The organism is Nocardioides marmotae (genome assembly GCF_013177455.1).
GTDB classification, from domain to species: domain Bacteria; phylum Actinomycetota; class Actinomycetes; order Propionibacteriales; family Nocardioidaceae; genus Nocardioides; species Nocardioides marmotae.
In genome coordinates this window covers 47395-70577 of sequence record NZ_CP053660.1, presented here as the reverse complement: position 1 = coordinate 70577, position 23183 = coordinate 47395, and the positions used below count along the sequence as shown (strand labels likewise).

At 74.4% G+C, this 23183-nt stretch carries 20 protein-coding genes; 6 read left to right on the top strand and 14 right to left on the bottom strand.

Going from position 1 to position 23183, the window contains the following annotated elements:
• The first annotated feature begins 239 nt into the window (after nt 1-239).
• Nucleotides 240-1646 (top strand): MFS transporter, encoded by a 1407-nt coding sequence (locus HPC71_RS00330; protein WP_154615974.1) that lies wholly within the window; start codon nt 240-242, stop codon nt 1644-1646.
• Nucleotides 1647-1710: 64 nt separating this feature from the next.
• Here HPC71_RS00330 and HPC71_RS00325 read toward each other — a convergent pair whose 3' ends face one another.
• A complete protein-coding gene (locus HPC71_RS00325) occupies nt 1711-3654 on the bottom strand; it encodes a M13 family metallopeptidase (protein WP_284438247.1) in 1944 nt (647 codons plus the stop codon).
• Nucleotides 3655-3717: 63 nt separating this feature from the next.
• On the opposite strand from HPC71_RS00325, the gene HPC71_RS00320 reads away from it, so the two are divergent.
• Entirely contained in the window at nt 3718-4014 is a 297-nt protein-coding gene (locus HPC71_RS00320) for a putative quinol monooxygenase (protein ID WP_154615977.1), read from the top strand.
• 199 nt (nt 4015-4213) lie between these two features.
• Here the strand turns inward: HPC71_RS00320 and HPC71_RS21005 are convergent, their stop codons facing one another.
• Genes HPC71_RS21005 through HPC71_RS00300 form a run of 3 tightly spaced genes read right to left on the bottom strand, consistent with a single transcriptional unit; the run spans nt 4214 to nt 7013 of the window.
• Nucleotides 4214-5380, bottom strand: a complete 1167-nt coding sequence (locus tag HPC71_RS21005) for a 2-phosphosulfolactate phosphatase (protein ID WP_253943836.1) — start codon at nt 5378-5380, stop codon at nt 4214-4216.
• Nucleotides 5373-6338, bottom strand: coding sequence for an NADPH:quinone oxidoreductase family protein (locus tag HPC71_RS00305; protein ID WP_154615979.1), 966 nt, complete (start codon nt 6336-6338; stop codon nt 5373-5375). Before HPC71_RS00305 ends, HPC71_RS21005 begins: the two co-directional genes overlap by 8 nt.
• Nucleotides 6339-6347: 9 nt before the next feature.
• Nucleotides 6348-7013 carry an MOSC domain-containing protein gene (locus HPC71_RS00300; RefSeq protein WP_154615981.1) on the bottom strand — a complete coding sequence of 222 codons (666 nt, stop codon included), beginning with the start codon at nt 7011-7013 and terminating at the stop codon, nt 6348-6350.
• Nucleotides 7014-7089: 76 nt separating this feature from the next.
• Here HPC71_RS00300 and HPC71_RS00295 point away from each other — a divergent pair, with 76 nt between their 5' ends.
• The gene (locus HPC71_RS00295) at nt 7090-9132 is read left to right on the top strand and encodes a vWA domain-containing protein (protein WP_154615983.1); all 2043 of its coding nucleotides are present in this window, start codon (nt 7090-7092) and stop codon (nt 9130-9132) included.
• 5 nt (nt 9133-9137) lie between these two features.
• Here HPC71_RS00295 and HPC71_RS00290 read toward each other — a convergent pair whose 3' ends face one another.
• The 10 genes from HPC71_RS00290 to HPC71_RS00245 all read right to left on the bottom strand — a co-directional run bounded on the left by HPC71_RS00290 (nt 9138) and on the right by HPC71_RS00245 (nt 19529).
• A complete protein-coding gene (locus HPC71_RS00290; protein WP_154615985.1) occupies nt 9138-10469 on the bottom strand; it encodes a serine/threonine-protein kinase in 1332 nt (443 codons plus the stop codon).
• Nucleotides 10470-10490: 21 nt separating this feature from the next.
• Entirely contained in the window at nt 10491-11711 is a 1221-nt protein-coding gene (locus HPC71_RS00285) for a M15 family metallopeptidase (protein ID WP_253943835.1), read from the bottom strand.
• 99 nt (nt 11712-11810) lie between these two features.
• On the bottom strand, nt 11811-13202 hold the full coding sequence (locus HPC71_RS00280) for an MFS transporter (protein ID WP_171895922.1): 1392 nt from the start codon (nt 13200-13202) through the stop codon (nt 11811-11813).
• Nucleotides 13199-13783: a TetR/AcrR family transcriptional regulator gene (locus tag HPC71_RS00275; RefSeq protein ID WP_154612306.1), complete on the bottom strand. Its 585-nt coding sequence runs from the start codon at nt 13781-13783 to the stop codon at nt 13199-13201. Before HPC71_RS00275 ends, HPC71_RS00280 begins: the two co-directional genes overlap by 4 nt.
• Nucleotides 13784-13866: 83 nt before the next feature.
• Complete coding sequence (locus HPC71_RS00270; RefSeq protein WP_154615989.1) at nt 13867-14082, bottom strand: ferredoxin; 216 nt, start codon at nt 14080-14082, stop codon at nt 13867-13869.
• The gene (locus HPC71_RS21210; protein ID WP_154615991.1) at nt 14082-15530 is read right to left on the bottom strand and encodes a fatty acid desaturase; all 1449 of its coding nucleotides are present in this window, start codon (nt 15528-15530) and stop codon (nt 14082-14084) included. The genes HPC71_RS00270 and HPC71_RS21210 overlap by 1 nt, the downstream gene beginning before the upstream one ends.
• A gap of 245 nt (nt 15531-15775) precedes the next feature.
• The gene (locus HPC71_RS00260; protein WP_154615993.1) at nt 15776-16531 is read right to left on the bottom strand and encodes an ABC transporter permease; all 756 of its coding nucleotides are present in this window, start codon (nt 16529-16531) and stop codon (nt 15776-15778) included.
• Nucleotides 16528-17595, bottom strand: coding sequence for an ATP-binding cassette domain-containing protein (locus tag HPC71_RS00255; protein ID WP_154615995.1), 1068 nt, complete (start codon nt 17593-17595; stop codon nt 16528-16530). Before HPC71_RS00255 ends, HPC71_RS00260 begins: the two co-directional genes overlap by 4 nt.
• A gap of 207 nt (nt 17596-17802) precedes the next feature.
• Nucleotides 17803-18726, bottom strand: coding sequence for a glycosyltransferase family 2 protein (locus HPC71_RS00250; RefSeq protein ID WP_171895921.1), 924 nt, complete (start codon nt 18724-18726; stop codon nt 17803-17805).
• Nucleotides 18723-19529: a CDP-alcohol phosphatidyltransferase family protein gene (locus HPC71_RS00245; RefSeq protein ID WP_171895920.1), complete on the bottom strand. Its 807-nt coding sequence runs from the start codon at nt 19527-19529 to the stop codon at nt 18723-18725. Before HPC71_RS00245 ends, HPC71_RS00250 begins: the two co-directional genes overlap by 4 nt.
• Nucleotides 19530-19722: 193 nt before the next feature.
• On the opposite strand from HPC71_RS00245, the gene HPC71_RS00240 reads away from it, so the two are divergent.
• The 3 genes from HPC71_RS00240 to HPC71_RS00230 all read left to right on the top strand — a co-directional run bounded on the left by HPC71_RS00240 (nt 19723) and on the right by HPC71_RS00230 (nt 23037).
• Nucleotides 19723-21546, top strand: a complete 1824-nt coding sequence (locus HPC71_RS00240; RefSeq protein ID WP_171895919.1) for an aminotransferase class I/II-fold pyridoxal phosphate-dependent enzyme — start codon at nt 19723-19725, stop codon at nt 21544-21546.
• A 77-nt stretch (nt 21547-21623) separates the two neighbouring features.
• Nucleotides 21624-22382 carry a polyphosphate--glucose phosphotransferase gene (ppgK, locus tag HPC71_RS00235; protein WP_154615999.1) on the top strand — a complete coding sequence of 253 codons (759 nt, stop codon included), beginning with the start codon at nt 21624-21626 and terminating at the stop codon, nt 22380-22382.
• A gap of 64 nt (nt 22383-22446) precedes the next feature.
• Nucleotides 22447-23037 (top strand): hypothetical protein, encoded by a 591-nt coding sequence (locus tag HPC71_RS00230; protein ID WP_154616001.1) that lies wholly within the window; start codon nt 22447-22449, stop codon nt 23035-23037.
• Nucleotides 23038-23183 lie beyond the last annotated feature (146 nt).

The window sequence follows — 23183 nt, the reverse complement described above, 5'->3', positions numbered from 1 at the left end:
CGACCCGGCCCGGCGATGCCCCCCCGGCGATGCCCCCCGGCGATCCCCGGCGATCCCCGGCGATCCCCGGCGACGCCGATCCCGGCATCGGCAACGCCTGTCACCGAGCCGTGGACCCGGGCGTGCCCCGACAGGCGCAGCCTTCTATGGTTTGTCACGTTGTTCGGTACACAAACTTATCCACAGCCGGTGGACGACGACCTCGGTCCCCGGCTGCCCAGCGCCAGGAGAGACGAACCATGGCAAGCACCTCGGGAGCGGCCGCAGCGAGCGCGACCACGCCACCCGCCGACCCGCCACCCGCCGACCCGCCACCCGCCGACCCGCGCCGGGTGGCGATGGCCTCGGCCGTCGGCGCGACCATCGAGTGGTACGACTTCTTCCTCTACGGCACCGCCGCCGGCCTGGTCTTCGACAAGCTCTACTTCAACGGGCTCGACGGACCGGCGGCGCAGTTCGCGGCGTTCGGCACCTTCGCGGTCGGCTTCCTCGCCCGGCCGATCGGCGGGCTGATCTTCGGCCACTACGGCGACCGGATCGGCCGCAAGACCATGCTGATCTGGACGCTGCTGATCATGGGGGTCGGCACCGCCGTGATCGGGATGCTGCCGACGTACGACCAGATCGGCGTGTGGGCGCCGATCCTGCTCGTGGTGCTGCGGATCCTCCAGGGCATCGGCGTGGGCGGCGAGTACGGCGGCGCGGTGCTCCTCGCCGTGGAGTTCGCGCCCGCGCGGCGTCGCGGGTTCTTCGGCAGCTTCGCCCACGTCGGGGTGCCCGGCGGCCTGTTCCTGGCCAGCGGGGCGTTCGCGATCGCCTCGCAGCTGCCCGACGAGGCGTTCCTCGCGTGGGGCTGGCGGGTCTGCTTCCTGCTCAGCATCGTGCTGCTCGCCGTCGGCGCGTGGATCCGGCTCAGCGTCATGGAGACCCCGTCCTTCCAGCGGGTGCAGGAGGACAAGCAGGTCTCGGCGATGCCGGTGACCGAGCTGTTCCGCCGGCAGGGCCGCACGCTGTTCCTCGGCATGGGCACCCGCTTCATCGAGGGGTTCACCTTCAACCTGTTCTCGGTCTACCTGCTCGCCTACGCCGTGGACGAGGTCGGCGTCTCGAAGTCGACCGCGCTGAACTGCATCATGGTCGGCGCGCTGCTCGGCGTCGGGCTGGTGCTCGTCTCCGGCCGGCTCAGCGACCGCGTGGGCCGGCGGCCGGTGTTCGCCTCGGGCGCGGCGTTCGCGCTGGTCTTCGCCTTCCCCGCCGCCTGGATGATCCAGACCGGCTCGACGCTCGGCGTCTTCCTCACCTTCGTCGGCGGGCTCGGCATCATCTACGGCTGGGTCTACGGGCCGCTCGCGGCGTTCTGGAGCGAGCTGTTCGACACCCGCTACCGCTACTCCGCGCTCAGCACGCTCTACCAGGTCTCCGGCATCCTCGCCTCCGGCCTGACCCCGCTGATCGCGGCCTGGCTGGTGACCAAGGGCGACGGCACGCTGTGGCTCGTCGCGACCTACAACGTCGTCGTGGCCGCGATCAGCCTGGTCTGCGCGCAGCTGCTGCCCGAGACCCGCGGCCGCGACCTGACCGAGGACCTCGCGCCGGTGGTCGAGGCCGAGCAGGCTCCCGCCCGGCCGGAGCCGGCCTCGGTCTGAGGACGGTCGCCCGGCGGCGTACGCCGCGCCGCGCCCTCGCGATGAGGGCGCGGCGCTCAGCGGGTCACCAGATGCGGACCCGGCGGTCCGGCTCGAGCCAGAGCCCGTCGCCCTCGCGGGTGCCGAAGACCTCGTGGAACTCCTCGAGGTTGCGCACGATGTTGGCGCGGAACTCCGGCGGGCTGTGCGGGTCGATGGTGAGGTACTGCTGCTCCTGCTGGGTGCGGCGCTTGGTGCGCCACACGTAGGCCCAGTTGAGGAACAGCCGCTGCCGGTCCTCCTCCGCGGCGGTGCCGCCCTCGGAGATCAGGTAGGCCCGGTGGGCGATCGTCAGGCCGCCGAGGTCGCCGATGTTCTCCCCGACGGTCAGCGCGCCGTTGACGTGCTCCCCGGGCAGGTTGCGCGGCTCGAACCCGTCGTACTGCTCGATGAGCGCCTTCGACTTCACCTCGAAGGCGGCCTTGTCCTCGGCGGTCCACCAGTCGTTGAGGTTGCCCTCGCCGTCGTACTGGGCGCCCTGGTCGTCGAAGCCGTGGCCGATCTCGTGGCCGATGACCGCGCCGATCCCGCCGTAGTTCTCCGCCGGGTGGGCGTCGGCGCTGAAGAACGGCTTCTGCAGGATGCCCGCGGGGAAGCAGATCTCGTTGGTGCCGGGGTTGTAGTAGGCGTTGACGGTCTGCGGGAGCATGAACCACTCGTCGCGGTCGACCGGGGAGCCGATCTTGGCCAGCTGCCGGTCGGTCTCGAAGGCCGCGGCGGCCGCGACGTTGCCGAGCAGGTCGTCGGCGGTGACCCGCAGCGCGGAGTAGTCGCGGAACTTCTCGGGGTAGCCGATCTTGGGCCGGAAGGTCGCGAGCTTCTCATAAGCCCGCTGCTTGGTCTCCTCGGTCATCCAGTCCAGCTGGGAGATCGACTCGCGGTAGGCCGCGAGCAGGTTGTCGACCAGGTCGTCCATGAGCGCCTTGGCGGTCGGCGGGAAGTGCCGGCCGACGTACTCCTTGCCGACCGCCTCGCCGATCGCGCCCTCGACGAACGCGACGCCGCGCTTCCAGCGGGCGCGCAGCTCGGGGGTGCCGTTGAGGGTGCGGCCGTAGAAGTCGAAGTTGGTCTCGACGAAGTCGTCGGTCAGGTAGGGCGCGGAGCTGCGCAGGACGTGGCTGAGCAGCCACGGGCGCCACGCGTCGATCGGGACCTCGTCGAGCACGGTCGTGAGGTGGCCGAGGTACGACGGCTGGCGCACGCACGCCTCGGCGAGGGTCTGGTCGCTGCCGCCGAGGTTGGTGACGTAGGCGTCCCAGTCGAAGGCCGGGCACAGCGCCTTGATCTCTGCCAGCGTCATCAGGTTGTAGGTCTTCTGGACGTCGCGGGTCTCGGCGCGCTCCCAGTGGCCGGCGGCCAGGCGGGTGTCGATCTCGAGGACGGTGCGCGCGGCCGCGGCGGCGTGCGGGTGGTCGGCGAGGGCGAAGAGCCGCTCGAGGTAGGCGAGGTAGGCCTCGCGGATCTCGGCGAACTTCTCCTCGCGGTAGTAGGACTCATCGGGCAGGCCGAGCCCGCCCTGGACCAGGTGGAAGAGGTAGCGGTCCGAGCGCCGGTCGTCGGTGTCGACGTAGGAGCCGAAGAGCCCGTGCCCGCCGATCCGCTCGAACTCGCCGAGGAACGCCGCGAGGTCGCGCACGTCGCGCAGGCCTTCGACCGCGTCGACCAGCGGCTTGATCGGGCGGGTGCCGCGCCGGGCGATGGCCTCGGTGTCCATGAAGGAGGCGTAGAGGTCGCCGACCTTGCGGGCGTCCTCGGTCATCGTCGCCGGGTCGCCGGCCGCGAGCTCCTCGATGATCTCCTTGACGTGCGCCTCGGCCGCGTCGGCCAGCTGCACGAACGGGCCCCAGCTCGACCGGTCGCTCGGGATCTCGGTCTCGGCGAGCCAGCGGCCGTTGACGTGGCCGAAGAGGTCGTCCTGCGGGCGGATGTCGGGGTCCATGCCCGGACGGGCGTCATCGAGGATCGTCACGGGACCGACCCTAACCGCCGCGACCCACGACGCCCGGCCGCCGGGACCGCTACGTTCGGCGCCATGAGCGCCCCGATCCGCGTCGTCGCCACGCTGCCCGTCCAGCCCGACCAGGCCGAGGCCGCCCGTGCGGCCCTCGCCGCGCTCGCCGCCGCCTCCCTCGCCGACGACGAGGGCTGCCTGCAGTACGACGCCTTCGAGTCGGCCACCGCCCCCGGCACGTTCGTCACCATCGAGTCCTGGGAGTCCCAGGCCGCCATCGACGCCCACATGGGCGCCCCGCACGTCGCCGAGGCGTTCGGCGTGCTCGGCCCGATCCTCGCCGGCGACGTCGCGATCCATCCGTTGCGGGCGGTCTGAGGGCGCTCGGCTCGGCCTCGGCCTCGGCCTCGGCCTCGGCTCGGGATGGCTCGGCGGGGCGCGTTACGAGCCCCCGCTCGCTCCTGCCGTGGGGCTGCTGGGTCGGGAGGGTCGCGTGGGGCCGGCGTACGGCTTGTAACGCAACGTTCGCCGCTCTTCCTGCACGTTGCAGCGTGCAGGAAGTGTGGCGAACGGTCCGTTACATGACCGGGGCGGGGCGGAACTCGCCGTCCACGAGGAGCGGTACGACGCCGGAGGCTCCGACCTGCGCGGCGACGGCCACGTCGTCGGCGAACCCGAGGTCGGCCAGCTCGCGACCGCCCGCGCAGGCGGCCAGCTCCGCGGGCAGGCGGTCCGCGACCGATCGCCACGCGGCGACGGCCACCCGGGCCTCGGGCGAGGTGGCGACCGGGTCCGCGAGGAGCGTCGCGGGCAACCCCGCGAGGACCGCCCCGGCGCCCCAGAGGTCCTCGGCGGCGGGCCGCAGCGAGCCGTCCGGCCACCGTTCGCCGGCCGGCACGAGGGCGACCGTCGCGCCGGCCGCGACCCGCGGGGCGAGCCAGTCCGCGACGGCGGCCGCGTTGCGGAGCGAGGCCGCCACGACCGCGGGCCCGCCGCCGGCCCCCGCGACCTGAGCCCCACCACCGACCCCGGAGTCACCGGAGCCACCAGCCCCAGAAACACCGACCCCGGCCACATCAGCCCCGGCCCCACCGACCCCAGCCCCACCAACCCCGGAGTCACCGGAGCCACCAGCCCCAGAAACACCGACCCCGGAGCCATCAACCCCGGAGCCATCAGCCCCGGCCCCACCGACCCCGGAGCCACCAGCCCCGGAGCCACCAGCCCCGGAGCCACCAGCCCCAGAGCCACCAGCCCCGGCCCCACCAGCCCCGGCGCCATCAACCCCGGCGCCATCAACCCCGGAGCCACCGACACCGCCGGCCAGCGCCGCGCAGATGGTCGAACCGTTCGGGGAGGGCAGCACCAGCCGCGGCACCCCGGAGATCCGGGTCATCGCGGCCGGCGACAGGGTGACGACCGGCCCACCACCCGGAGCACCCGCCTCATCTGTCCGGGAGAGCGAGCGCGCCTCGAGCCGGCCGACGGCGAGGACGGCGTCCTGCGCGGCGGCGTACGCGCGGGCGCGCTCGTCGCGCCAGCGGAACGGCAGCACGGTGGTGCCGCGCTCGAGGGCGATGCCGAGGGTCGTGGTGAAGGACAGGACGTCGACGACGACGGCCACGTCGGCGGGCCGGTCGCCGCCGGCCACCGCGGCGGCGCCGGTCGGACCCCACTCCAGGCGCACCCGGTAGCCCGGCTGGCGGTGCGCCGGGAGGAACCCCGGGGACCGCGGCTCAGCCACGGACGCGGACGACCGACTTCCCGAGCGTGCGGCGAGCCTCCATGTCGAGCAGCGCCTGGGCGAAGTCCTCGAGCGGGTAGGTCGTGCCGATCGGCGGCTTGACCACGCCGGAGGTCATCATCGGCACCAGCCGCTCCCACTGCTGGGCCATGAAGCCGTCGCGGAGCATCGCGTAGGCGCCCCAGCCGACGCCGCGGACGTCGATGTTGTTGAGCAGCAGCCGGTTGACCTTGACCTGCGGGATGCTCTGGCCCGCGGCGAAGCCGACGACCATCAGCCGGCCCTGCGGCGCCAGCGCCCGCAGCGAGTCGGTGAACAGGTCGCCGCCGACCACGTCGACCACGACGTCGACGCCCACGCCGCCGGTGAGCTCCTTGGCGGCGTCCTTGAAGCCGTCGATGAGCACCGCCTCGTCGGCGCCGGCGTCCCGCGCGACCTTCGCCTTCTCCTCGGTGGAGACGACGGCGATGGTCCGCGCGCCCATGCCCTTGGCGACCTGGATGGTCGCGGTGCCCACGCCACCGGCGGCGCCGTGGACGAGCACGGTCTCGCCCTCGCGCAGGCCGGCCCGGTCGTGGAGGGTGAAGTCGGCGGTCAGGTAGTTCATCGGCAGCGCCGCGCCCTCGTCGTACGACAGCTCGTCGGGCAGCGCGAAGACGAATCCGGCGGGGTTGGCCACGAGCTCCGCCGCGCCGCCCCAGCCGCCGACGCCGGCGACCCGCTGGCCCGGCTCGAAGCCCGGCCCGGAGACGACCGTGCCGGCGAAGTCGACGCCGAGGGTGAACGGCACCTCGGGCTTCATCTGGTACTCCCCGCGGCTCAGCAGGAGGTCCGGGAAGGACACGCCCACGCTGTGCACCTCGACCAGGACGTCGCCCGCGCCCGGCGTGGGCTCGGCGACCTCCTCGACGCGGACGTCGGCGGGACCGGTGGTGTCGAGGACTCTCGCAGCGCGCATGAGGGGAGGCTACCGAGCGGGCGCTCGGTCTCCCAGCACGACGTGCTGGCCGATCGCGACCGGTCCGCCCGAGACCACGTCGACCACGACGCCGGCGGACCCGTCGTTGAGGCGGGTGGCCTCGTGGAGCACCGCGGAGCCGACCATCACGCACCGCGGCATCGGCTCGCGGACCACGAGCACCGGCCCGTCCTCGAACCGCAGCTCCCGGCCGGCCCACAGGTCCTCGGCGAAGGGCTGGATCCCCGGCACGTCGACCACCAGGTTGGCCCGCAGCAGCGCGCCGTCGGCGCCCAGCCGGTCGAGCGTCGCGGTCGTCACCAGGTGCAGCGGCCCCTCGTCGTGGTGCTCGACGTCGGACTCCTGCCGCAGCGCGACCGGCCGGCCGACGTACGCCGTCAGGGCCTCGTCGAGCGCCGGGTCCGGGGCGCGCCAGGTCGAGCCGTCGGGGAGGGTGACGACCGGCACGTCGCCGTCGTACGTCGCCGCGAGCTCGAGCAGGCCGGCCATCTTGCGGAACCGCCGGGTGGACTTGCCGCTGCCGAGCTTCCCGTCCGGCTCGCGCAGGGCCCACCACCGGTCCCCGACGACCCCCCGGGCCTCGACGTCGGCGCGCTCCAGCGACTCGCCCCGGAGCGACTTGACCGGGTACCTGCGCACCTCGACGACCCGCACGCCTCGACCGTAGCCGGTTTCCGGTCACGCTCCGCGGGGATGGTCGTGTCGACGGCCACCCGAGGAGAGACCACACATGGGGACCACCGCCCGCTCGTTGCCCGCCCTGCTCGCGCTCGTCGCGGTGCTGCTGACACCGGCACCCGCGACCACCGCCGCCGCGGCACCCGCCACCGCACCCGCCGCAGCGCCCGCCCCCGCAAACGCCCTCGGGGCGGCCGAGGAGGACCCCGGGCAGCTGCTGCTGATGCTCGACGCGTCCGGGTCGATGAAGGAACCCGACCCGTCCGGCACCACCAAGATGGTGGCTGCCAAGCGGGCGCTGACCTCGGTGGTCGACACCCTGCCGGAGGACTCGACCGTGGGCCTGCGCGTCTACGGCGACCGCTCCGACTCCTGCCGCGACTCCCGCCTCGTCGCCCCGCTGGCCACCCTGGACCGCGACGCCCTGCGCGCCGCCATCAACCAGACGCAACCGACCGGCGAGACCCCCATCGCCCACTCCCTGCGCGAGGCGGTCAAGGACCTCGGCCCCGAGGGCCGCCGCACCATCGTGCTGGTCTCCGACGGCGAGGAGACCTGCGCCCCGAACCCCTGCCAGGCCGTCCGCGCCCTCGTCGGGTCCGGCATCGACCTGCGCATCGACACCGTCGGGTTCGGCGTCGGCGCCCCCGCCCGCGACCAGCTGCAGTGCATCGCCGACGCCGGCGGCGGCACCTACTACGACGCCGCCGACGCCGAGGCCCTCACCGCCTCGCTCGCCAAGCTCTCCCAGCGCGCGACCCGCCCCTTCACCGTGACCGGCGAGCCCGTCGAGGCGACGATCCGCCCCGAGGAGGGCCCGCTGCTGGAGCCCGGGCAGTACACCGACCGGTTCGTCGTCGGCTCCCCCCTCCGCTACTACCGGCTGGCCCGCACGCCCGGCTCCACCGTCCGGTTCTCCGTGACCGCCCGGCCGCTGGCGACGGCCGGCACCCTCGACGTCGAGGACCTCGACGTCACCGTCACCACCCCGGCCGGCGAGACCTGCGAGAGCGAGCGGGAGTCGCGCTTCGACCCGCTCGGCCTCGGCCAGGTCCTCGTCCTCCACCTGCGCGTCGACGGCGCGACCCCCGAGGAGCTGGCGGCGGCGAGCGCCGCGGCCGACCCGTCCCCCACTGAATCGGCCAGCGAATCGGCCAGTGGATCGGCCAGCGACCCCGCCAGCACCCCCACCGAGGAGCCGGTCGAGCCCGCCGAGCCGTGCGCGACCAGCGAGGAGCTGGTCGTCGCGGTGAGCCGCACCCAGGGCGAGAAGCGCCCCGCGCCCGTCGAGGTCGTCTACGTCGAGGAGCCGGTCGTCACCGACCTGGCCGACCTGCCGGCCCAGCTCGACGGGGCGCCGGGCGAGCCGACCCCCGCGCCGGCGCAGGGGGACGGCACCCCGGTCGTCGGCGGCGGCGGCTTCTCCGACGCTCCGGTGCTGGAGGACGGCACCTACCGCGAGACGCTGCTGCCCGGCGAGCAGGTCTTCTACCGCGTGCCGGTCGACTGGGGCCAGTCCGCCACCGTCACGGTCGACCTGCCCGCCCCGGGCGAGGTCGTGCGGCTGTCGAGCACGTCCTACATCAACGTCCAGGCCGACCTGTTCACCCCCGACCGGTTGCGGTTCACCAACCTGAAGAGCATCGCCTCGCTCAGCGACTCCACGATGAGCTCCCAGGCCACCCGCGTCATCCCCGAGGTCCGCTACCGCAACCGCGAGGCCGTGCCCACCAACGACCCCGGCTGGAGCTGGGCCGACCTCCAGGCCTCCACCTTCGCCGGCGACCACTACCTCGCGCTGTCGCGGGAGCAGGCCGAGCCGGGCACCGACGAGGCGCAGCCGGTCACGGTCCGGTTCCGGGTCGCGGTCACCGGCGAACCCGCCGGCGCCCCGACGTACGACGGCACCGACCCGACCGCGGAGGAGTCGGCCGACGCCGAGGACGCCGCGGGCGACGGATCCGCGGACGGGGCCGGCGACACCGAGGCCGCCGCCGCGACCGGCGGGTCGGCGCTCCCGTGGGTGCTCGGCGCCGGCGTGCTCGTGCTGGTGCTCGGCGCGGTCGTCACGGTGGTGGTCCGCCGCCGGGCCTGACCGCCTCAGCCGGCGCGCCGCCAGGCCGGCCCGCCGGCGCCCGCCGCGCGGCACACCACGTCGACGCCGCCCAGCGTGGTCTCCCGCAGGCCGAGCTCGGCGGCCTCGCAGGGCTGGCCGACCCGGGTGACCACCCGGCCGACCTCGACCGAGCCGGGTGCGGACGGGGCGGGGCCGGACGGGGTAGCGCCCCCGGACGGCCCGGTCGACGAGGAAGTCGACGAGGGAGTCGGCGAGGGGTTCACCGGAGCCGAGGGCGAGGGGGCCGGGGCGGGGTCCGGCTCCGCCGCCGGGCCGGCCCAGGGTCGCCACAGCGCCAGGACCAGCGCGACGGCGGCGCCGGCGAGGAGCACGGTCGCCAGGCCGGCGCGGAGCGCGGAGGGGCGGCGCGGCTCGCGCGGCGCCCGCACCCGGGTCGGCTCCGGCAGCGTCCGTCGGCCCGCCACCCCCGCTGCGCCGGGCAGCGGCGCGGTGACGGCGTCGACCCGGACGTGGCCGACGGCGTCGGGGTGCCAGGCCAGCGACGGGTGCCCGAGCCGGTCGAGCGCCTCCTCGGCGCTCGGCCGGGCGGCGGGGTCGGCGGCGACGAGGTCGGCCAGGAGGTCCCACAGGGCGTCCGGCACCCGGTCCGGCCGAGCCGGGAGCGCGCCGGGGACCGAGGCGGGGGCGCCGAGGAGGAGGAACAGCGCGACCTGCCCGGCGGCGTACAGGTCCGCGGCGGGGGCCGCGGCCGCGCCGCCGGCGACCTCCGGGGCGAGGTATCCGGGCGTGCCGACGACCGCGCCGGTCTCGGTCAGCCGCGGCCCCGCGAGGTCCACGGCCACCCCGAAGTCGGAGACCACCAGGTGCGGCCGGCCGGAGCCGGTGGGGTGGAGCAGCAGGTTGGCCGGCTTCACGTCGCGGTGGACGACCCCCGCGGCGTGGATCGCCGCGAGCCCCGCGAGCAGCTGGCGCAGCAGCTCGGCGGCCAGCAACGGGGGCAGCACCGGGGGCAGCGCCGGGGCCGACACGGGGGCAGACACGGGCGGCGGGCCGCCGCGGCGGCGGACCAGGTCCTCCAGCGAGCCGCCCTCGACGACCGGCATCGTGAACAGCACCAGGTCGTCCTCGCCGGCCCAGCCGATCGGGGTGAGCACGTGCGGGTGGACCACCCGGGTCGCCTGCTCGCGCAGGAACCGCAGCAGCGAGACGGCGTCGGTCCGGCCCAGCACCTTGGCGGCGACCACCCGCTGCTCGCGCTCGTCGAGGACCCGCCACACCGTGCCCATCCCGCCCTCACCGAGGTGGTCGAGCAGGCGGTACCGGCCGGCGAACACGGTCGTCGGCGCCGGTTGCATGCCGGCAGGCTAGACGAGCGCTCAGGTCCGCGGCTCCACGATGGCGACCATCTCGAAGTGCATCGGGTCGGTGTAGCGCCAGTCGCCACCCCACCCGAAGCCCCACTTCTTGAAGATCGCGACCACCGTGCGGTCCATCTCCCCGACGGTGCCGCGCAGGTTGCCCGGCACGTTGAAGTCCAGGGCGAGCCCGAAGGAGTGGTTGGAGAGCTTGGTGGAGCCGGCGATGAAGCGCGGGTAGTAGCAGCCGGCGTACTCATCGGGCTTGATCTCGGCGGTCAGGCCGCGCTGGACGACCTCGGTCAGCGCGGCCCGCAGCTGCGGGAAGATCGCCTTGTTGCAGGTCACCGCGCCGAGAATCGGCACCGGCTCGGTGCGGATGTGCTCGGTCACCCAGGCCGGGTCCGGGGCGATCCGGCCGCCGCCGAGCACGGTGTAGTTGAACGTGCCGACGGCGTCGGCGACGCTGCCGACCAGGAACGCGGTCTGCTGGACGCTGGTGTCCAGGTCGGGCCCGAGGATCTGCACCGAGGCGTCCTCGCCCGCGATCTGCTGGATCGGCTTGCGCAGCGCCTGCGGTGCGGTGATGTCGGTGGAGACCAGCAGCGCGTTGCCGGGCTTCATCCCCAGCACCGCGCCCCACTTCTCGTTGACGACCGCGTCGACCTGCGGCACCTGGGCGACGTAGGCACCGACGTGCGCCTTCGGGGCGTCGCGGACGTTGCCGAGGGAGAGGAAGCCCTGGTCGTCCATCGGGATCTTCCGCTTCATCTCCGGCAGCACCGCGATCTCGCCGCCGGCCACCCGCCGCCAGGCCTCGAGCAGGCGCGCGCTGGGCGCCGGCACGAAGCGCCGGTACGTCGCCGGGTCGACCGCCGCGAGGTTGATGACCTTGTCCTCGACCGGGACCTGCGCCATCGCCAGCGGCTCGACCGCGTCGACCCCGCGCAGCCCCGCGATCTGCTCGACCATCTCCTCGCTGAGCGGGTCCTGGCTGTAGACGAGCATGTCGGGGCCCTCGAGGGTGCTCCCGCGCAGCGGGCCGGGCGGCTCGACGGCGTAGTCGCCGGCGGGCGAGGCCGTCCCGCCGCCGGGCTGCGGGGCGGCGGAAGAGGTGCCGGAGGACGTGCCGGGGGCCGGGGCGGGCGCCGGAGCGGACCCGCCGCCGCACGCGCCGAGCAGCAGCACGGCCGCGGCCACGAGCGGCAGCCGCGCGGCCCTGCGGGCAGGCGTCGTTCCCACTGTTCTCCCTCCCGAGCTCCCCGGCCCAGGGTAGGCGCGCTCGGCAACGGGCCGGGCCGAACGACCGGAACCGGCCGAAGCCGTCACCCCGGCCGGCGCTCACTCCGCCAGGACGTCGCGCCGGATCGCGAACCAGGAGACCAGCCCGCCCAGCACGAGCAGGGCGGCGCAGGCCAGCATCGCGGAGCGGTACGCCTCGCCGAGCGCGACCGGGTCGGCGTACTGCTCCCCGCCGAGGCCGACGGCGACCGGCAGCGCGGCGACCGCCAGCAGCGACCCGGCCCGCGCGACGGCGTTGTTGACCCCGCTGGCCACGCCGGCCTGCTCCTGGGGCGCGGCGGCCAGCACGGTCGCGGTCAGCGGGGCGACCAGGAGCGCGAGGCCCAGGCCGAAGACGGTCACGCCGGGCAGCACGTCGGTGAGGTAGTCGACGTCCGCGCCGACGCCGAGGAGCAGCGCCACCCCGACCGCCATGACGAGCGGGCCGAGGGTCATCGGGACCCGCGGGCCGATCCGGGCGCCGAGCGCCCCGCCGCGGGCGGCGAGCAGCAGCATGCACGCGGTGATCGGGAGGGTCGCGGTGCCGGCGGCCAGCGCGGAGTACCCGCCGACGGTCTGGAGCTCGATGACCAGGAAGAACATCACCGCGCCGAGCGCGGCGTAGACCAGCAGGGTCATCGCGTTGGCGGCGCTGAAGGTGCGGTCGGCGAAGAGCGCGGGGTCCAGCATCGGGTCGGGCCGGCGCCGCTCGACCACGACGAAGGCGACCAGCGCGGCGACGGCGAGCACGCCGGCGGGCAGGGCGAGGGCGTCGCCCCACTCGATGAGGGCGTACGTCGTGCCGGCCAGGCCAAGGGTGGCCAGGGCCGCGCCGGGCAGGTCGACCCGGCCGGCCGCGTGCGGGTCGCGGGTCTCGGGCACCGCGCGCACCGCGACCGCGACGGTGAGCACCGCGAGCGGCAGGTTGACGCCGAAGATCCACCGCCAGCTCGCGTGGTCGACCAGCGCGCCGCCCACGAACGGCCCGATCGCGGTGGCGACGCCGCCCAGGCCCGACCACGCCCCGATCGCCCGCGGGCGGTCCTCGGCGGCGAACGCGCCCTGGATCATCGCCAGGCTGCCCGGCGTCAGCAGCGCGCCGCCGACCCCCTGGAGCACCCGCGCGGCGATCAGCGTCTCCGCGGTCGGCGCGAGCCCGCAGGCGAGCGAGGCCAGCGCGAACCACACCGTGCCCACCACGAAGACCCGGCGGCGGCCGAACCGGTCGCCCAACGAGCCGCCGAGCAGGATCAGGCTGGCCAGGGAGAGCAGGTAGCCGTTGGTCACCCACTGCAGCTGGGCGAGGGAGGCGTCGAGGTCCTCCCCGATCCGCACCAGGGCGACGTTGACGACCGTCCCGTCGAGGAGGGTCAGCCCCGACCCCAGCGTCGCCGCCGCGATCACCGCCCGCCCGGTCGGCGTGCCGAGCCGGACCGCGGCGGGGCCGGTCACCCCACCCGCAGGACGCGCCCGGCCAGCCAGGCGATCCGGTCGGCCGTGCGGGCCGGCGGGTCCGAGGGCTGCATGACGTGGCTGAGCACGACGCGGACGACCATGTCGATGGCGGCGGCGAGGTGCTCGGGCTCCAGCCCGACGTCGTACGGCGCCACCCGCTCGGTCACGACCGCCTGGGCGGCGCTGAGCAGCGACTCGGCCTGGGTGGTGAGCAGCGGCAGCAGCTCGGTGTCGGCCCCGTGGGTCGCGCTCACGACCGCGTGGAGCAGCGGGTTGTCCTGGGCCAGCTCGAGCACCGCGCGCGTCGCCGCCCGGATCGCCCCGACCAGGTCGTCGGCGTGCTCGTCGAAGGCGAGCGTGACCACGCCGAGGAACCGGTCGAGCTCGCGGGCGATGATCGCCTCGGCGAGACCGGCCTTGGAGCCCATCTCGTTGTAGACCGTCTGGCGGCTCACCCCGACCTCGTCGGCCAGCCGCACCATGGTCACGCGGGACCAGCCGAGCTCGACGGTCATCCGCACCGCGGCGTCGACCACCCGGTCGCGCGTGGTGGGCGGCGTCGCGCCGGGCGGGGTCATGTGTCCAGTCTAGGAACGGGACCCCGGGCCGCGGCCGGTCGTGGGGGTACGCCGGCCATCGGCCCGGGGTCGTCAGGGGGCCCTCAGGCCGGGGCGAGGCGCAGCGCCAGCACCGGGCAGGCCTCGACCGCGGCGTGGACCCGTCCGCGGTCGGCCTCGGCCGGCGTCTCGTCGAGCACGTGCATGACCTCGTCGTCGTCGAGCTCGAAGTAGTCCGAGGCCATCGCCTCGCACATCCCGAGCCCCTCGCACAGGTCGCGGTCCACGGCGATCCGCACCGGGCCGGCCGGCGCGCCCATCAGGCGTCCATCCGGGCCAGCGGCACGAAGTCGACCTTCTCCCGCACGCCGCAGTCGGGGCAGCACCAGTCGGCGGGGATGTCGGCCCAGGCCGTGCCGGCCGCGAACCCCTCGTGCTCGTCGCCGACCTCGACGTCGTAGACGTAGGAGCAGCTCGGGCAGCGGGCCGCGAGCACCTCCTCGACCGCACCGGGGGTCAGGTCGTCCCGCTCGGCCGCGGTCGGCGCGACGACGGGGGTCGGGTACGCCGCGAGGATGCGGTCGCGCTTGCCGGGCTGGATGTTGGCGCGCGACATGTCGCCGCCGAAGTGGCCGTGCACGCGGGGGTCCATCACCCGGCGCCACAGCGGCGGGACGAGGGCGAGCACGATCATGCCGGCGTACCCCGTGGGGAGCACCGGGGACTCCTCGAAGTCCCGCAGCGTCTGGTAGCGCCGGGTCGGGTTCGCGTGGTGGTCGCTGTGCCGCTGCAGGTGGTAGAGCAGCACGTTGGTCGCGATGTTGTTGGAGTTCCACGAGTGCGAGGGGTCGACCCGCTCGTAGCGCTGCCGCGTGCCGGCGCCGACCTTCTGGCGCAGCATCCCGTAGTGCTCCATGTAGTTGACGACCTCGAGCAGCGAGAAGCCGATGACGGCCTGGAGCGCGAGGTAGGGCAGGACGCCGGGGCCGAGCCAGGCCACGACCGCGGCGAAGAGCACCGCCGACATCAGCCAGGCGTTGAGCACGTCGTTGCCGAGGCGGAAGGGGTGCTGGCCCTTGCGGGCGTAGCGGCGCTTCTCCAGGCTCCACGCCGAGCGCAGCGAGCCGAGCACCGTGCGGGGCCAGAACCGGTAGAAGCTCTCGCCGACGCGGGAGGAGGCCGGGTCCTCGGGGGTGGCGACGCGGACGTGGTGGCCGCGGTTGTGCTCGATGTAGAAGTGCCCGTAGAAGCTCTGCGCGAGGGCGATCTTGGACAGCCAGCGCTCGTGGCTCTCCTTCTTGTGGCCGAGCTCGTGGGCGGTGTTGATGCCGATGCCGCCGATGCAGCCGATCGAGATCGCCAGGCCCACGGCCTCCCACACGGCGAGGTCGCCGCTGCCGCGCCCGATCCCGGAGAGCGGGTCGCCCGCGGCGATGAGGTACATCGCGCCGAGGAACCCGGCGTACTGCACCGGCAGGAACAGGTAGGTGATCCACCGGTAGTAGCGGTCCTGCTCGAGCGCCTCGATGACGTCGTCGGGCGGGTTGGAGCGGTCCAGGCCGGCGACCAGGTCGATCGCCGGGACGATCACGAGGATCACGATCGGGCCGAGCCAGAAGAAGCCGCCGAAGCCGGTCAGCTTCCAGCCGGCGTAGGCCAGGAAGGCCAGGGACGGGACCACCAGGCCGATCAGCCACAGGTAGCGCTTCTTGTCCGTCCACTGCTCGGTCGAGCCCTCGGGGACGGTCGTGTTCGGGATGGCGTTCATCGTCGTACCTCCTGCCATGCGGGTTGACAGAACCGTACGGTCTGTACACCTGCTTGACAAGAGGTACGCCGATGTAAACCTCGCGGCCCCGGCGTCGGGCGGACGTTTCATCGGCCGGCCGACAAAACTCCCGGTGGGACGCTGAAGTTCCGTCGGCCAGCCGCCAGGTTCATCGGCCGGCCGACAAAACCGGCGGTGGGCCGATGAAGTTCCACGACCCCGCCCGGGGGGGCGGAAGGCGTCGGTCAGGCGTTCTCGCGCCGGAACACCGCGGCGCCCCACCACATGGCCAGGCCGAAGAGCAGCACCGTCCAGCCCACGCCCCAGCCCATCGTGGAGGCGTCGAACTCGCCGAAGAACGCCCCGCGGACCGCGTCGACGACGTGCCGGATCGGCATCAGGTCCGCGAGCGTGTCGAGCCAGGCGGCGCCGAAGCTCATCGGCAGCAGGATCCCGGAGAGCAGCAGCACCGGCATCATCACCAGGTTGATGACCGGCGCCAGCACGTCCTCGCTCTTGACCGTCAGCGCGAAGGCGTCGGACGCCGCCGCGCACGCCCCGCCCAGCAGGATCGTCAGCACGATGCCGAGCAGGATGCCGCCGGGGTTCCACTCCATGCCCATCACCAGGCCGAGCCCGACCAGGATCAGCGCCTGGACCAGCAGCTGGAGCAGGTCGCGGCCCAGCCGCCCCAGCAGCAGCGCCGAGCGGCTCGCCGGGGTGACCCGCTCGGCCTCGATGACGCCCTCGCGCCACTCCCCGATCAGGCTGAAGCCGGCGAAGAACGCCCCGAAGATGCCGAGCTGGACGAGCATCCCGGGGACGAACCAGGTGTACTGGTTGACGCCGAGCTGACCGATCACCGGCTTCAGCAGCGGCGCGAACAGCAGCAGGTAGAGCACCGGCTGCAGCATCCCGATGATCACCCAGGCGGGGTTGCGCAGGTTCATCCGCAGCTGGCGGCTGAAGACGATCGACGTCTCGCGCAGGAAGGTCCTCATCGGGCGGCTCCCGTCGTCGGGCTGGTGGCGCCGGGCGTGGGCGACGGCTCCGCCGGCAGGGGTACGTCGGCGGGCGGGCCGTCCCCGTCGGGCCCCGCGGCCGGGGCCTCGGCGTCGCGCAGCGAGCGCCCGGTCAGGGTCAGGAACACGTCGTCGAGGGTCGGCCGGGCGACCTCGATCGAGTCGAGCGCGACGCCGGCCGCGTCCAGGTCGCGCAGCAGACCCGGGACGACGCGGCCGGCCCGGGCGACCCGGCCGCGGACGTGACGGCCCTCGACGGTGACGTCGGGGGCCAGCGAGCCCAGCCGGTCGCGGGCGACCGCGACGTGCTCGTCGGCGCTCACCTCGAGGACGACGAGGTCGCCGGCGACCTGCGCCTTGAGGTTGTCGCTGGTGTCGCTGGCGACGATCCGGCCGCGGTCGATGACGACGATCCGGTCGGCGAGCGCGTCGGCCTCGTCGAGGTAGTGGGTCGTCAGGAACACCGTCGCGCCCTGCTCGGTGCGCAGGTCCGCGATGTGCTCCCACAGGTTCGCCCGCGCCTGGGGGTCCAGCCCCGTGGTCGGCTCGTCGAGGAAGACCAGCGACGGGGAGTGGATGAGCCCCATGACGATGTCGAGGCGCCGCTTCTGCCCGCCGGACATGTTCTTGGGCATCCGCCGCCACAGCCCGTCGAGCTGGAGCCGGTCGAAGAGCTCCTGGCCCTTCGCGACCGCGTCCTTGCGCGACATCCCGTAGAGCATCCCGTGGTCGACGACCTCGTCGCCGGCGTAGGCGCCGGAGAAGGTCGAGCCGACCTGGCTGCAGTAGCCGATGCTGCGCCGCACCTGGACCGGCTGCGTCGCGACGTCGTACCCCGCGACGGTGGCGGTGCCGGCCGTGGGCCGCAGCAGCGTGGTCAGGATCCGCAGCGTCGTGGTCTTGCCGGCACCGTTGGGGCCGAGGAAGCCGACCACCTCCCCCTCCGCGACGTCGATGTCGACGCCGTCGACGGCCTGGACCGCCTTCTTCTCCTTCCCACGACCGGTGTGGAAGGTCTGCACCAGACCTCGTGCGTGGATCATCCGCGCTCCTTCGCTCTGCTGGCCGGGCCCGGCCGGGTCCTCGCCGGACGCGGCGGCCCAGCCGGACCTCTAGCAGTGTCCCGGCGCCCGCCGGACGGGTCGAGCCGATTTCCGGCTCGCCCGGCACACCGGCTCGCCCGGCGCACCAGGACACAGACCGCCCGCGCGGACGGGACTCATCGGTGCCGGCGGATCAGATCCGGCGGCTCAGATCCCGTGCCCGCGCTGGTGGGCCAGGTGGAGCAGCCGCTCGGCGCTGACCACGTGCAGGGCGACCGCGGCGGCGAGGTAGGCCCGGGGCTCCAGCGGCGCCACCCGGACGGTGCGCAACACCGCGCGCCGCGCCTCGGGGCGCCCCAGGGCGGCCAGCGCGAAGGCCCGCCGGCCGTAGAGGCGGCCCAGGGCGCGCGGGTCGCGATGGAAGACCGCGTGCTTGCCCAGGGAGTAGTCGATCGCGTCGACGATGGTCTGCCACTGCTGGGAGAACTGCGAGCCGCCCCACCGCACCCGCACCAGCGGCCGCGGCACCACCGCGATCGGGTAGACGGCCGCGCGCAGCAGCCAGTCGAAGTCCTCGCCGTAGCTGCCGGGGATCTCCTCGTCGACCAGGCCGATCCGCCCCAGCAGCGCCTCGCGCCGCACGACCACGCTCGAGGGGTGGGCCGCCATCACCCGGCGACGGGCGAGGTTCTCCAGGCGCAGCTGGTCGGCGGTGGGCACCCGGTCGACGCTGCGCCCGTCGTACTCGACGGTGATGCCGGTGACCGAGGTGTCGGCCCCCGATTCCGCGAGGAGCGCCAGCTGGACCTCGAGCTTCTCGGGCAGCCACGCGTCGTCGTCGTCGCAGAACGCGACGAGGTCGCCGGTCCCGGCCAGGATGCCGGTGTTCCGGCCGCCGGCGAGCCCCGGCCTGCGGGTGTTCGCCAGCACGCGGACCCGGCGGTCGGGCCCCTCCTCGGCGAGCGACTCGTCCGGCTCGCACTGGTCGAAGACCACCAGGCAGGTCAGGTCGCAGTCGGCCGTCTGGGCCAGCACCGCGGCGATCGCCCGCCGCAGCAGCTCGGGACGGTTGCGGGTGGCGATGACGACGTCGACGGTGGGGCGGTCGGGCGGGTTCACGGGCGGGTTCACGGGCGGGCTCCCTGGGGCAGCAGCGGGTCGGTCGCGCGCTCGGCGGCCACGCCGGGCGCGGGGGTCGTGGCCTCGGCGCGACGCGCCGCGTCGAGGTGGCCGGCCACCCGCCAGACCCGGCGGGCGTTGAGCGCGTCGGCGAGGAGGTAGAAGGCCAGCGCGGCGAGGAACGCCGCGGGGAGCGCGCTGGTGGGGAGGAGCAGCGGGGCCAGGCCGAGGGTGGCGATCTCCACCTCGACCGCCCACGGGACCGCGGAGACCCCGCGCCGGTCGCAGAAGCCGACCCACCACCCCACCGGCCCGCGCGACCGGTTCCAGTGGTGCGCCGAGCCGCCGCTGCCCAGGCCGGCCTCCGCCGCGAGCCGCTTGCGGTGCCCCAGCAGCCAGTTGTAGAGCCCGAGCGCGCCGAGGAGCGCGACGGGCCAGGCACCGGCGAGCTGCCCGTGGCCGACGAGGTACCAGCCGAGGGCGGCGTACGCGGCCGTGACGCCGACGATGTCCGACCCGAGGTCCGCGAACGCCCCGCGCGTGGAGCAGGCGTCCTGCATCCGGGCGACGGTCCCGTCGAGGCAGTCCACGAAGTAGCGGAGCACGAAGAGCGCGCCGGCGGCGCGCAGCCGGCCCGTCCCCATGAGCGCGGCGGCGGCCAGGCCCAGCGCCAGGGCGAGAGCGGTGAGCCGGTTCGGGGTGACGCCCCGGACCCGCGCCAGCCTCCGCGACAGCGGTACGCCGACAGGGTCGACGGCGAAGAACGTCCACAGCTCGGTCAGCTGGCGTCCCGGTTCGGGACGGACCGTGGGCATGGTCCTCACCTCCGTACAGGGGTCGTCGGGTCGGGACCCCCAGCGAAACCCGGCGGTGGGGGCTCGCGGGTCACCAAATTGCGGGACTTTGCCCCGCCGGCCGGCGATCCGCCGGTATCGCGCCCGTTCACTGGCGCCGAGGGCACGCCGGCACCGGCCGGCGCAGACGCCCGGACGAAGACGAGGTCGCGACGTGCAGGCACTCATCCTGGCCGCGGGAGTCGGACGACGCCTGGGGCGGCTGACGAGGGACCGCACCAAGTGCATGGTCGAGGTGCACGGGCGCACGCTGCTCGAGCGGAGCCTCGATGCGCTGGTGGACAACGGCATCGAGCGCGTCGTCATCGTGGTCGGCCACCGGGGCCAGGGCGTCCGCGACGCGATCGGCTCCGCCTACCGCGGCGTCCCGGTGACCTACGTCGAGAACGCCGACCACGCCACGACCAACAACATCCACTCCCTCTACCTCGCGGCCGGGGAGCTCGCCGCCGACGACACCCTCCTGCTGGAGAGCGACCTGATCTTCGAGCCGCGGATCATCGAGCGGCTCCTCGCGCACCCCGCGCCCGACGTCGCCGCGGTCGCGGCGTACCGGTCCTGGATGGACGGCACGATGGTCACCCTCGGCCGTGACGAGGTGATCGAGGCGTTCGTCCCCAAGCACCTGGTCGACGGCTCCGCGATGGGGCAGTACTTCAAGACCGTCAACATCTACAAGCTGTCCCAGGAGTTCATCAAGAACCGCTACCTGCCGTTCCTCGAGGCCTACGTGCGCTCGGTGGGCCCGAACGACTACTACGAGCAGGTGCTGCGGGTGATCGCGGGCCTGGACCACCACGGGCTCGTCGGCATGCCGCTCGAGGGCGAGGCGTGGTACGAGATCGACGACGTCCAGGACCACCAGATCGCCGAGACGCTCTTCGCCCCCGCCGAGGAGCGCTACGACCACTACCTGCGCCGGCACGGGGGGTTCTGGCGCTTCCCCGGCCTCCTGGACTTCTGCTACCTGGTCAACCCCTACTTCCCGACCCCCGCGCTGCGCCAGGAGCTCGCCCGCTCCTTCGACACCCTGCTGACCGAGTACCCCTCCTGCTCGGCGGTGCAGAACCACCTGGCGGCCAAGATGTTCGGCGGCGAGCCCGACTGCTTCCTGGTCGGGAACGGCGCGGCCGAGCTCATCGCCGCCCTCGGCGAGGAGGTCGGCGCCCGCACCGTCGGCGTGACCGTGCCGACCTTCGAGGAGTACGTCAAGCGCTTCCCGCACGCCGAGGTGGTGGCCGTCCGCGGTCCCGGCGGGGGCCTCGAGACCGACCTGGAGCACTACCTGCGCCTGCTGGAGCGGGTCGACCTGCTGGTGCTGGTCAACCCCGACAACCCCTCGGGCCGCTGCCTGCGCACCGAGGAGGTCCTCACCCTGCTCGACCGGGCCGAGCGGTCCGGCAAGCGCGTGCTCCTCGACGAGTCCTTCGTCGACTTCGCCGACCCGGCGCACGCCACCAGCCTGCTGCGCCAAGACGTCCTCGACGCCCACCCGGCGGCGGTCGTCGTCAAGAGCATCAGCAAGAGCTACGGCGTCCCGGGCGCCCGGCTCGGGGTCCTGGCGACGCGGGACGCCGACCTGCTGGGCCGGGTGGCGCGGCGACTGTCGGTCTGGAACGTCAACTCGGTCGGGGAGTACTTCCTGCAGGTCATCGGCCACCACCAGGCCGCCTACGTCGAGGCGTGCGCGCGGCTCCGCGCCGAGCGCGACCACCTGACCGCCGAGCTCGCGGCGACCGACGGGCTGCGCGTGCTGCCCTCCCAGGCCAACTACCTGCTGTGCGAGGTCACGACGGGCGCCAGCGGCGCCGACATCGTCAGCCGGCTGCTCGGCGAGCACCGGGTGCTGGTCAAGGACTGTGCGGGCAAGCCGGGGTTCGAGGGGCTCGGCCCGCACCTCCGCATCGCCGTTCGCGACCGGGCGGACAACGAGGTGCTGGTGCACGCGCTGCGCTCGGTGCTCGCGGCGGCGGGCTGACCCTCCTCCCGACCCTCTCCCCAGTCCTCCCGCCGGCCCTCCCTCCGGCCCTCCCTCCGGCGTGGTGGGATGGCCGGATGGCAGCGACTCCCGCACCCCAGACCCCGATCGGCATCGACTTCGGCGGCACCGGCATCAAGGGCGCCCCGGTCGACCTGGAGGTCGGCGACTTCGCCGCCGAGCGGGTGCGGGTGCGGACCCCGCACCCCTCGACGCCCGCCGTCGTGGCCGAGGTCTTCCGCGAGCTGCTCTCCGCCTTCCCCGACCTCACCGGCCCGGTCGGCGTGACCGTCCCGGGCATCGTGCGCCACGGGGTCGTCGGGTCGGCCGCCAACATCGACCCGGCCTGGGTCGGCACCGACGCCGACGCGCTGTTCACCGAGGCCACCGGCCGTGAGGTGCACGTCGTCAACGACGCGGACGCCGCCGGCCTGGCCGAGGTGCGGTACGGCGCGGCGCGCGGCCGCGGCGGGCTGGTCATCGTCACCACGCTGGGCACCGGCATCGGCTCGGCGCTGGTCCACGACGGGCGGCTGGTCCCCAACAGCGAGCTCGGGCACCTCGAGCTCGACGGCCACGTCGCCGAGAAGCACGCCGCGAACAGCGCCCGCGAGCGCGAGGACCTCTCGATGAAGGAGTGGGCCGGGCGGCTGACGGCGTACTACCGCCACCTCGAGCGGCTCTTCTCCCCCGACCTGTTCGTCGTCGGCGGCGGGATCAGCAAGCGGGCCGACGAGTTCCTCCCGCTGCTGGGCCTCGACACCGAGATCGTGCCCGCCACGCTGCTCAACAAGGCCGGCGTCGTGGGGGCCGCGCTGCACGCGGTGGGCGGCTGACCCTTCCCAGGACCCGCCGGCCGGGGCACGATGGCCTCGCCCAGGCCGGCTCGAGGAGGCCCTGATGTCCCGCACCGCGGTCGTCGTCGTCCCGCTCCTCGTGCTGCTCGTGGGCACCGGGGGCCTCGGCGCTCGGATGCTGCTGGCCGACCCCGACGAGGCCGACGCCTCTGCCGGGCCCGCCCGGTGCTGGGACGGCTCGACCAGCGACGACGGCGTCGAGGGGTGCTCGCACCCCCGCGGTCTCGACGGCCTGGCCTGGGTCTTCCCCTCGGTCGACCTCGACGACCGCGCCTGCACGGGCATGGAGGAGGGGCGCGCCGCCCGCTGGACCTGCCGGGCCCGAGCCGGGGGCGAGCCGGTGACCCTGACGTACGCCGCCGTCCCCGACGCGCGCAAGGCCGTGCGGCGCCTGGATCGGACCTACGCGGACGGCGACCGGGCCCCCGCGCGCGCGGAGGACGGCAGCGTCAACCGCTGGGTGTGGCGGCTCTCCGAGCCCGACGAGTCGGGCAGGTGGCTGCTGACCTCGGCCTACCGGGAGCACCCCTACTCGGTGCGGGTCGCCGCCCCGTCGGCCCGCGCGCGCGACCTCGCCCTGCGCGAGCTCGTCGAGCACCGCGACCCCGCCGAGGTGCGGGGCGTCCCGGAGTGAGTCGGCCGGTGGCTGGACAGGCTGGACAGGGGTCGGCGGGTCGCGAGGTTCATCGGCCGGCCGCTGGAACTGTCGGTGGGCCGATGGAACTTCAGCGTCCAACCGGGAGTTTTGTCGGCCGGCCGATGAAGCTTCCGGCGCGCGGA

Bases quoted from the DNA above. Each gene is read 5' to 3' on its own strand.
- HPC71_RS00270 (WP_154615989.1), bottom strand. From the start codon at position 14,082: ATGGGCGCGCCGGCCGGCCCGGTGCGGATCGCCGTGGACCGCGACCTG.
- HPC71_RS00230 (WP_154616001.1), top strand. From the start codon at position 22,447: ATGTCCCGCACCGCGGTCGTCGTCGTCCCGCTCCTCGTGCTGCTCGTG.
- HPC71_RS00275 (WP_154612306.1), bottom strand. From the start codon at position 13,783: ATGACCCCGCCCGGCGCGACGCCGCCCACCACGCGCGACCGGGTGGTC.
- HPC71_RS00305 (WP_154615979.1), bottom strand. From the start codon at position 6,338: ATGCGCGCTGCGAGAGTCCTCGACACCACCGGTCCCGCCGACGTCCGC.
- HPC71_RS00330 (WP_154615974.1), top strand. From the start codon at position 240: ATGGCAAGCACCTCGGGAGCGGCCGCAGCGAGCGCGACCACGCCACCC.
- HPC71_RS00295 (WP_154615983.1), top strand. From the start codon at position 7,090: ATGGGGACCACCGCCCGCTCGTTGCCCGCCCTGCTCGCGCTCGTCGCG.
- HPC71_RS21210 (WP_154615991.1), bottom strand. From the start codon at position 15,530: ATGAACGCCATCCCGAACACGACCGTCCCCGAGGGCTCGACCGAGCAG.
- HPC71_RS00260 (WP_154615993.1), bottom strand. From the start codon at position 16,531: ATGAGGACCTTCCTGCGCGAGACGTCGATCGTCTTCAGCCGCCAGCTG.
- HPC71_RS00290 (WP_154615985.1), bottom strand. From the start codon at position 10,469: ATGCAACCGGCGCCGACGACCGTGTTCGCCGGCCGGTACCGCCTGCTC.
- HPC71_RS00255 (WP_154615995.1), bottom strand. From the start codon at position 17,595: ATGATCCACGCACGAGGTCTGGTGCAGACCTTCCACACCGGTCGTGGG.
- HPC71_RS00320 (WP_154615977.1), top strand. From the start codon at position 3,718: ATGAGCGCCCCGATCCGCGTCGTCGCCACGCTGCCCGTCCAGCCCGAC.
- HPC71_RS00245 (WP_171895920.1), bottom strand. From the start codon at position 19,529: ATGCCCACGGTCCGTCCCGAACCGGGACGCCAGCTGACCGAGCTGTGG.
- ppgK (WP_154615999.1), top strand. From the start codon at position 21,624: ATGGCAGCGACTCCCGCACCCCAGACCCCGATCGGCATCGACTTCGGC.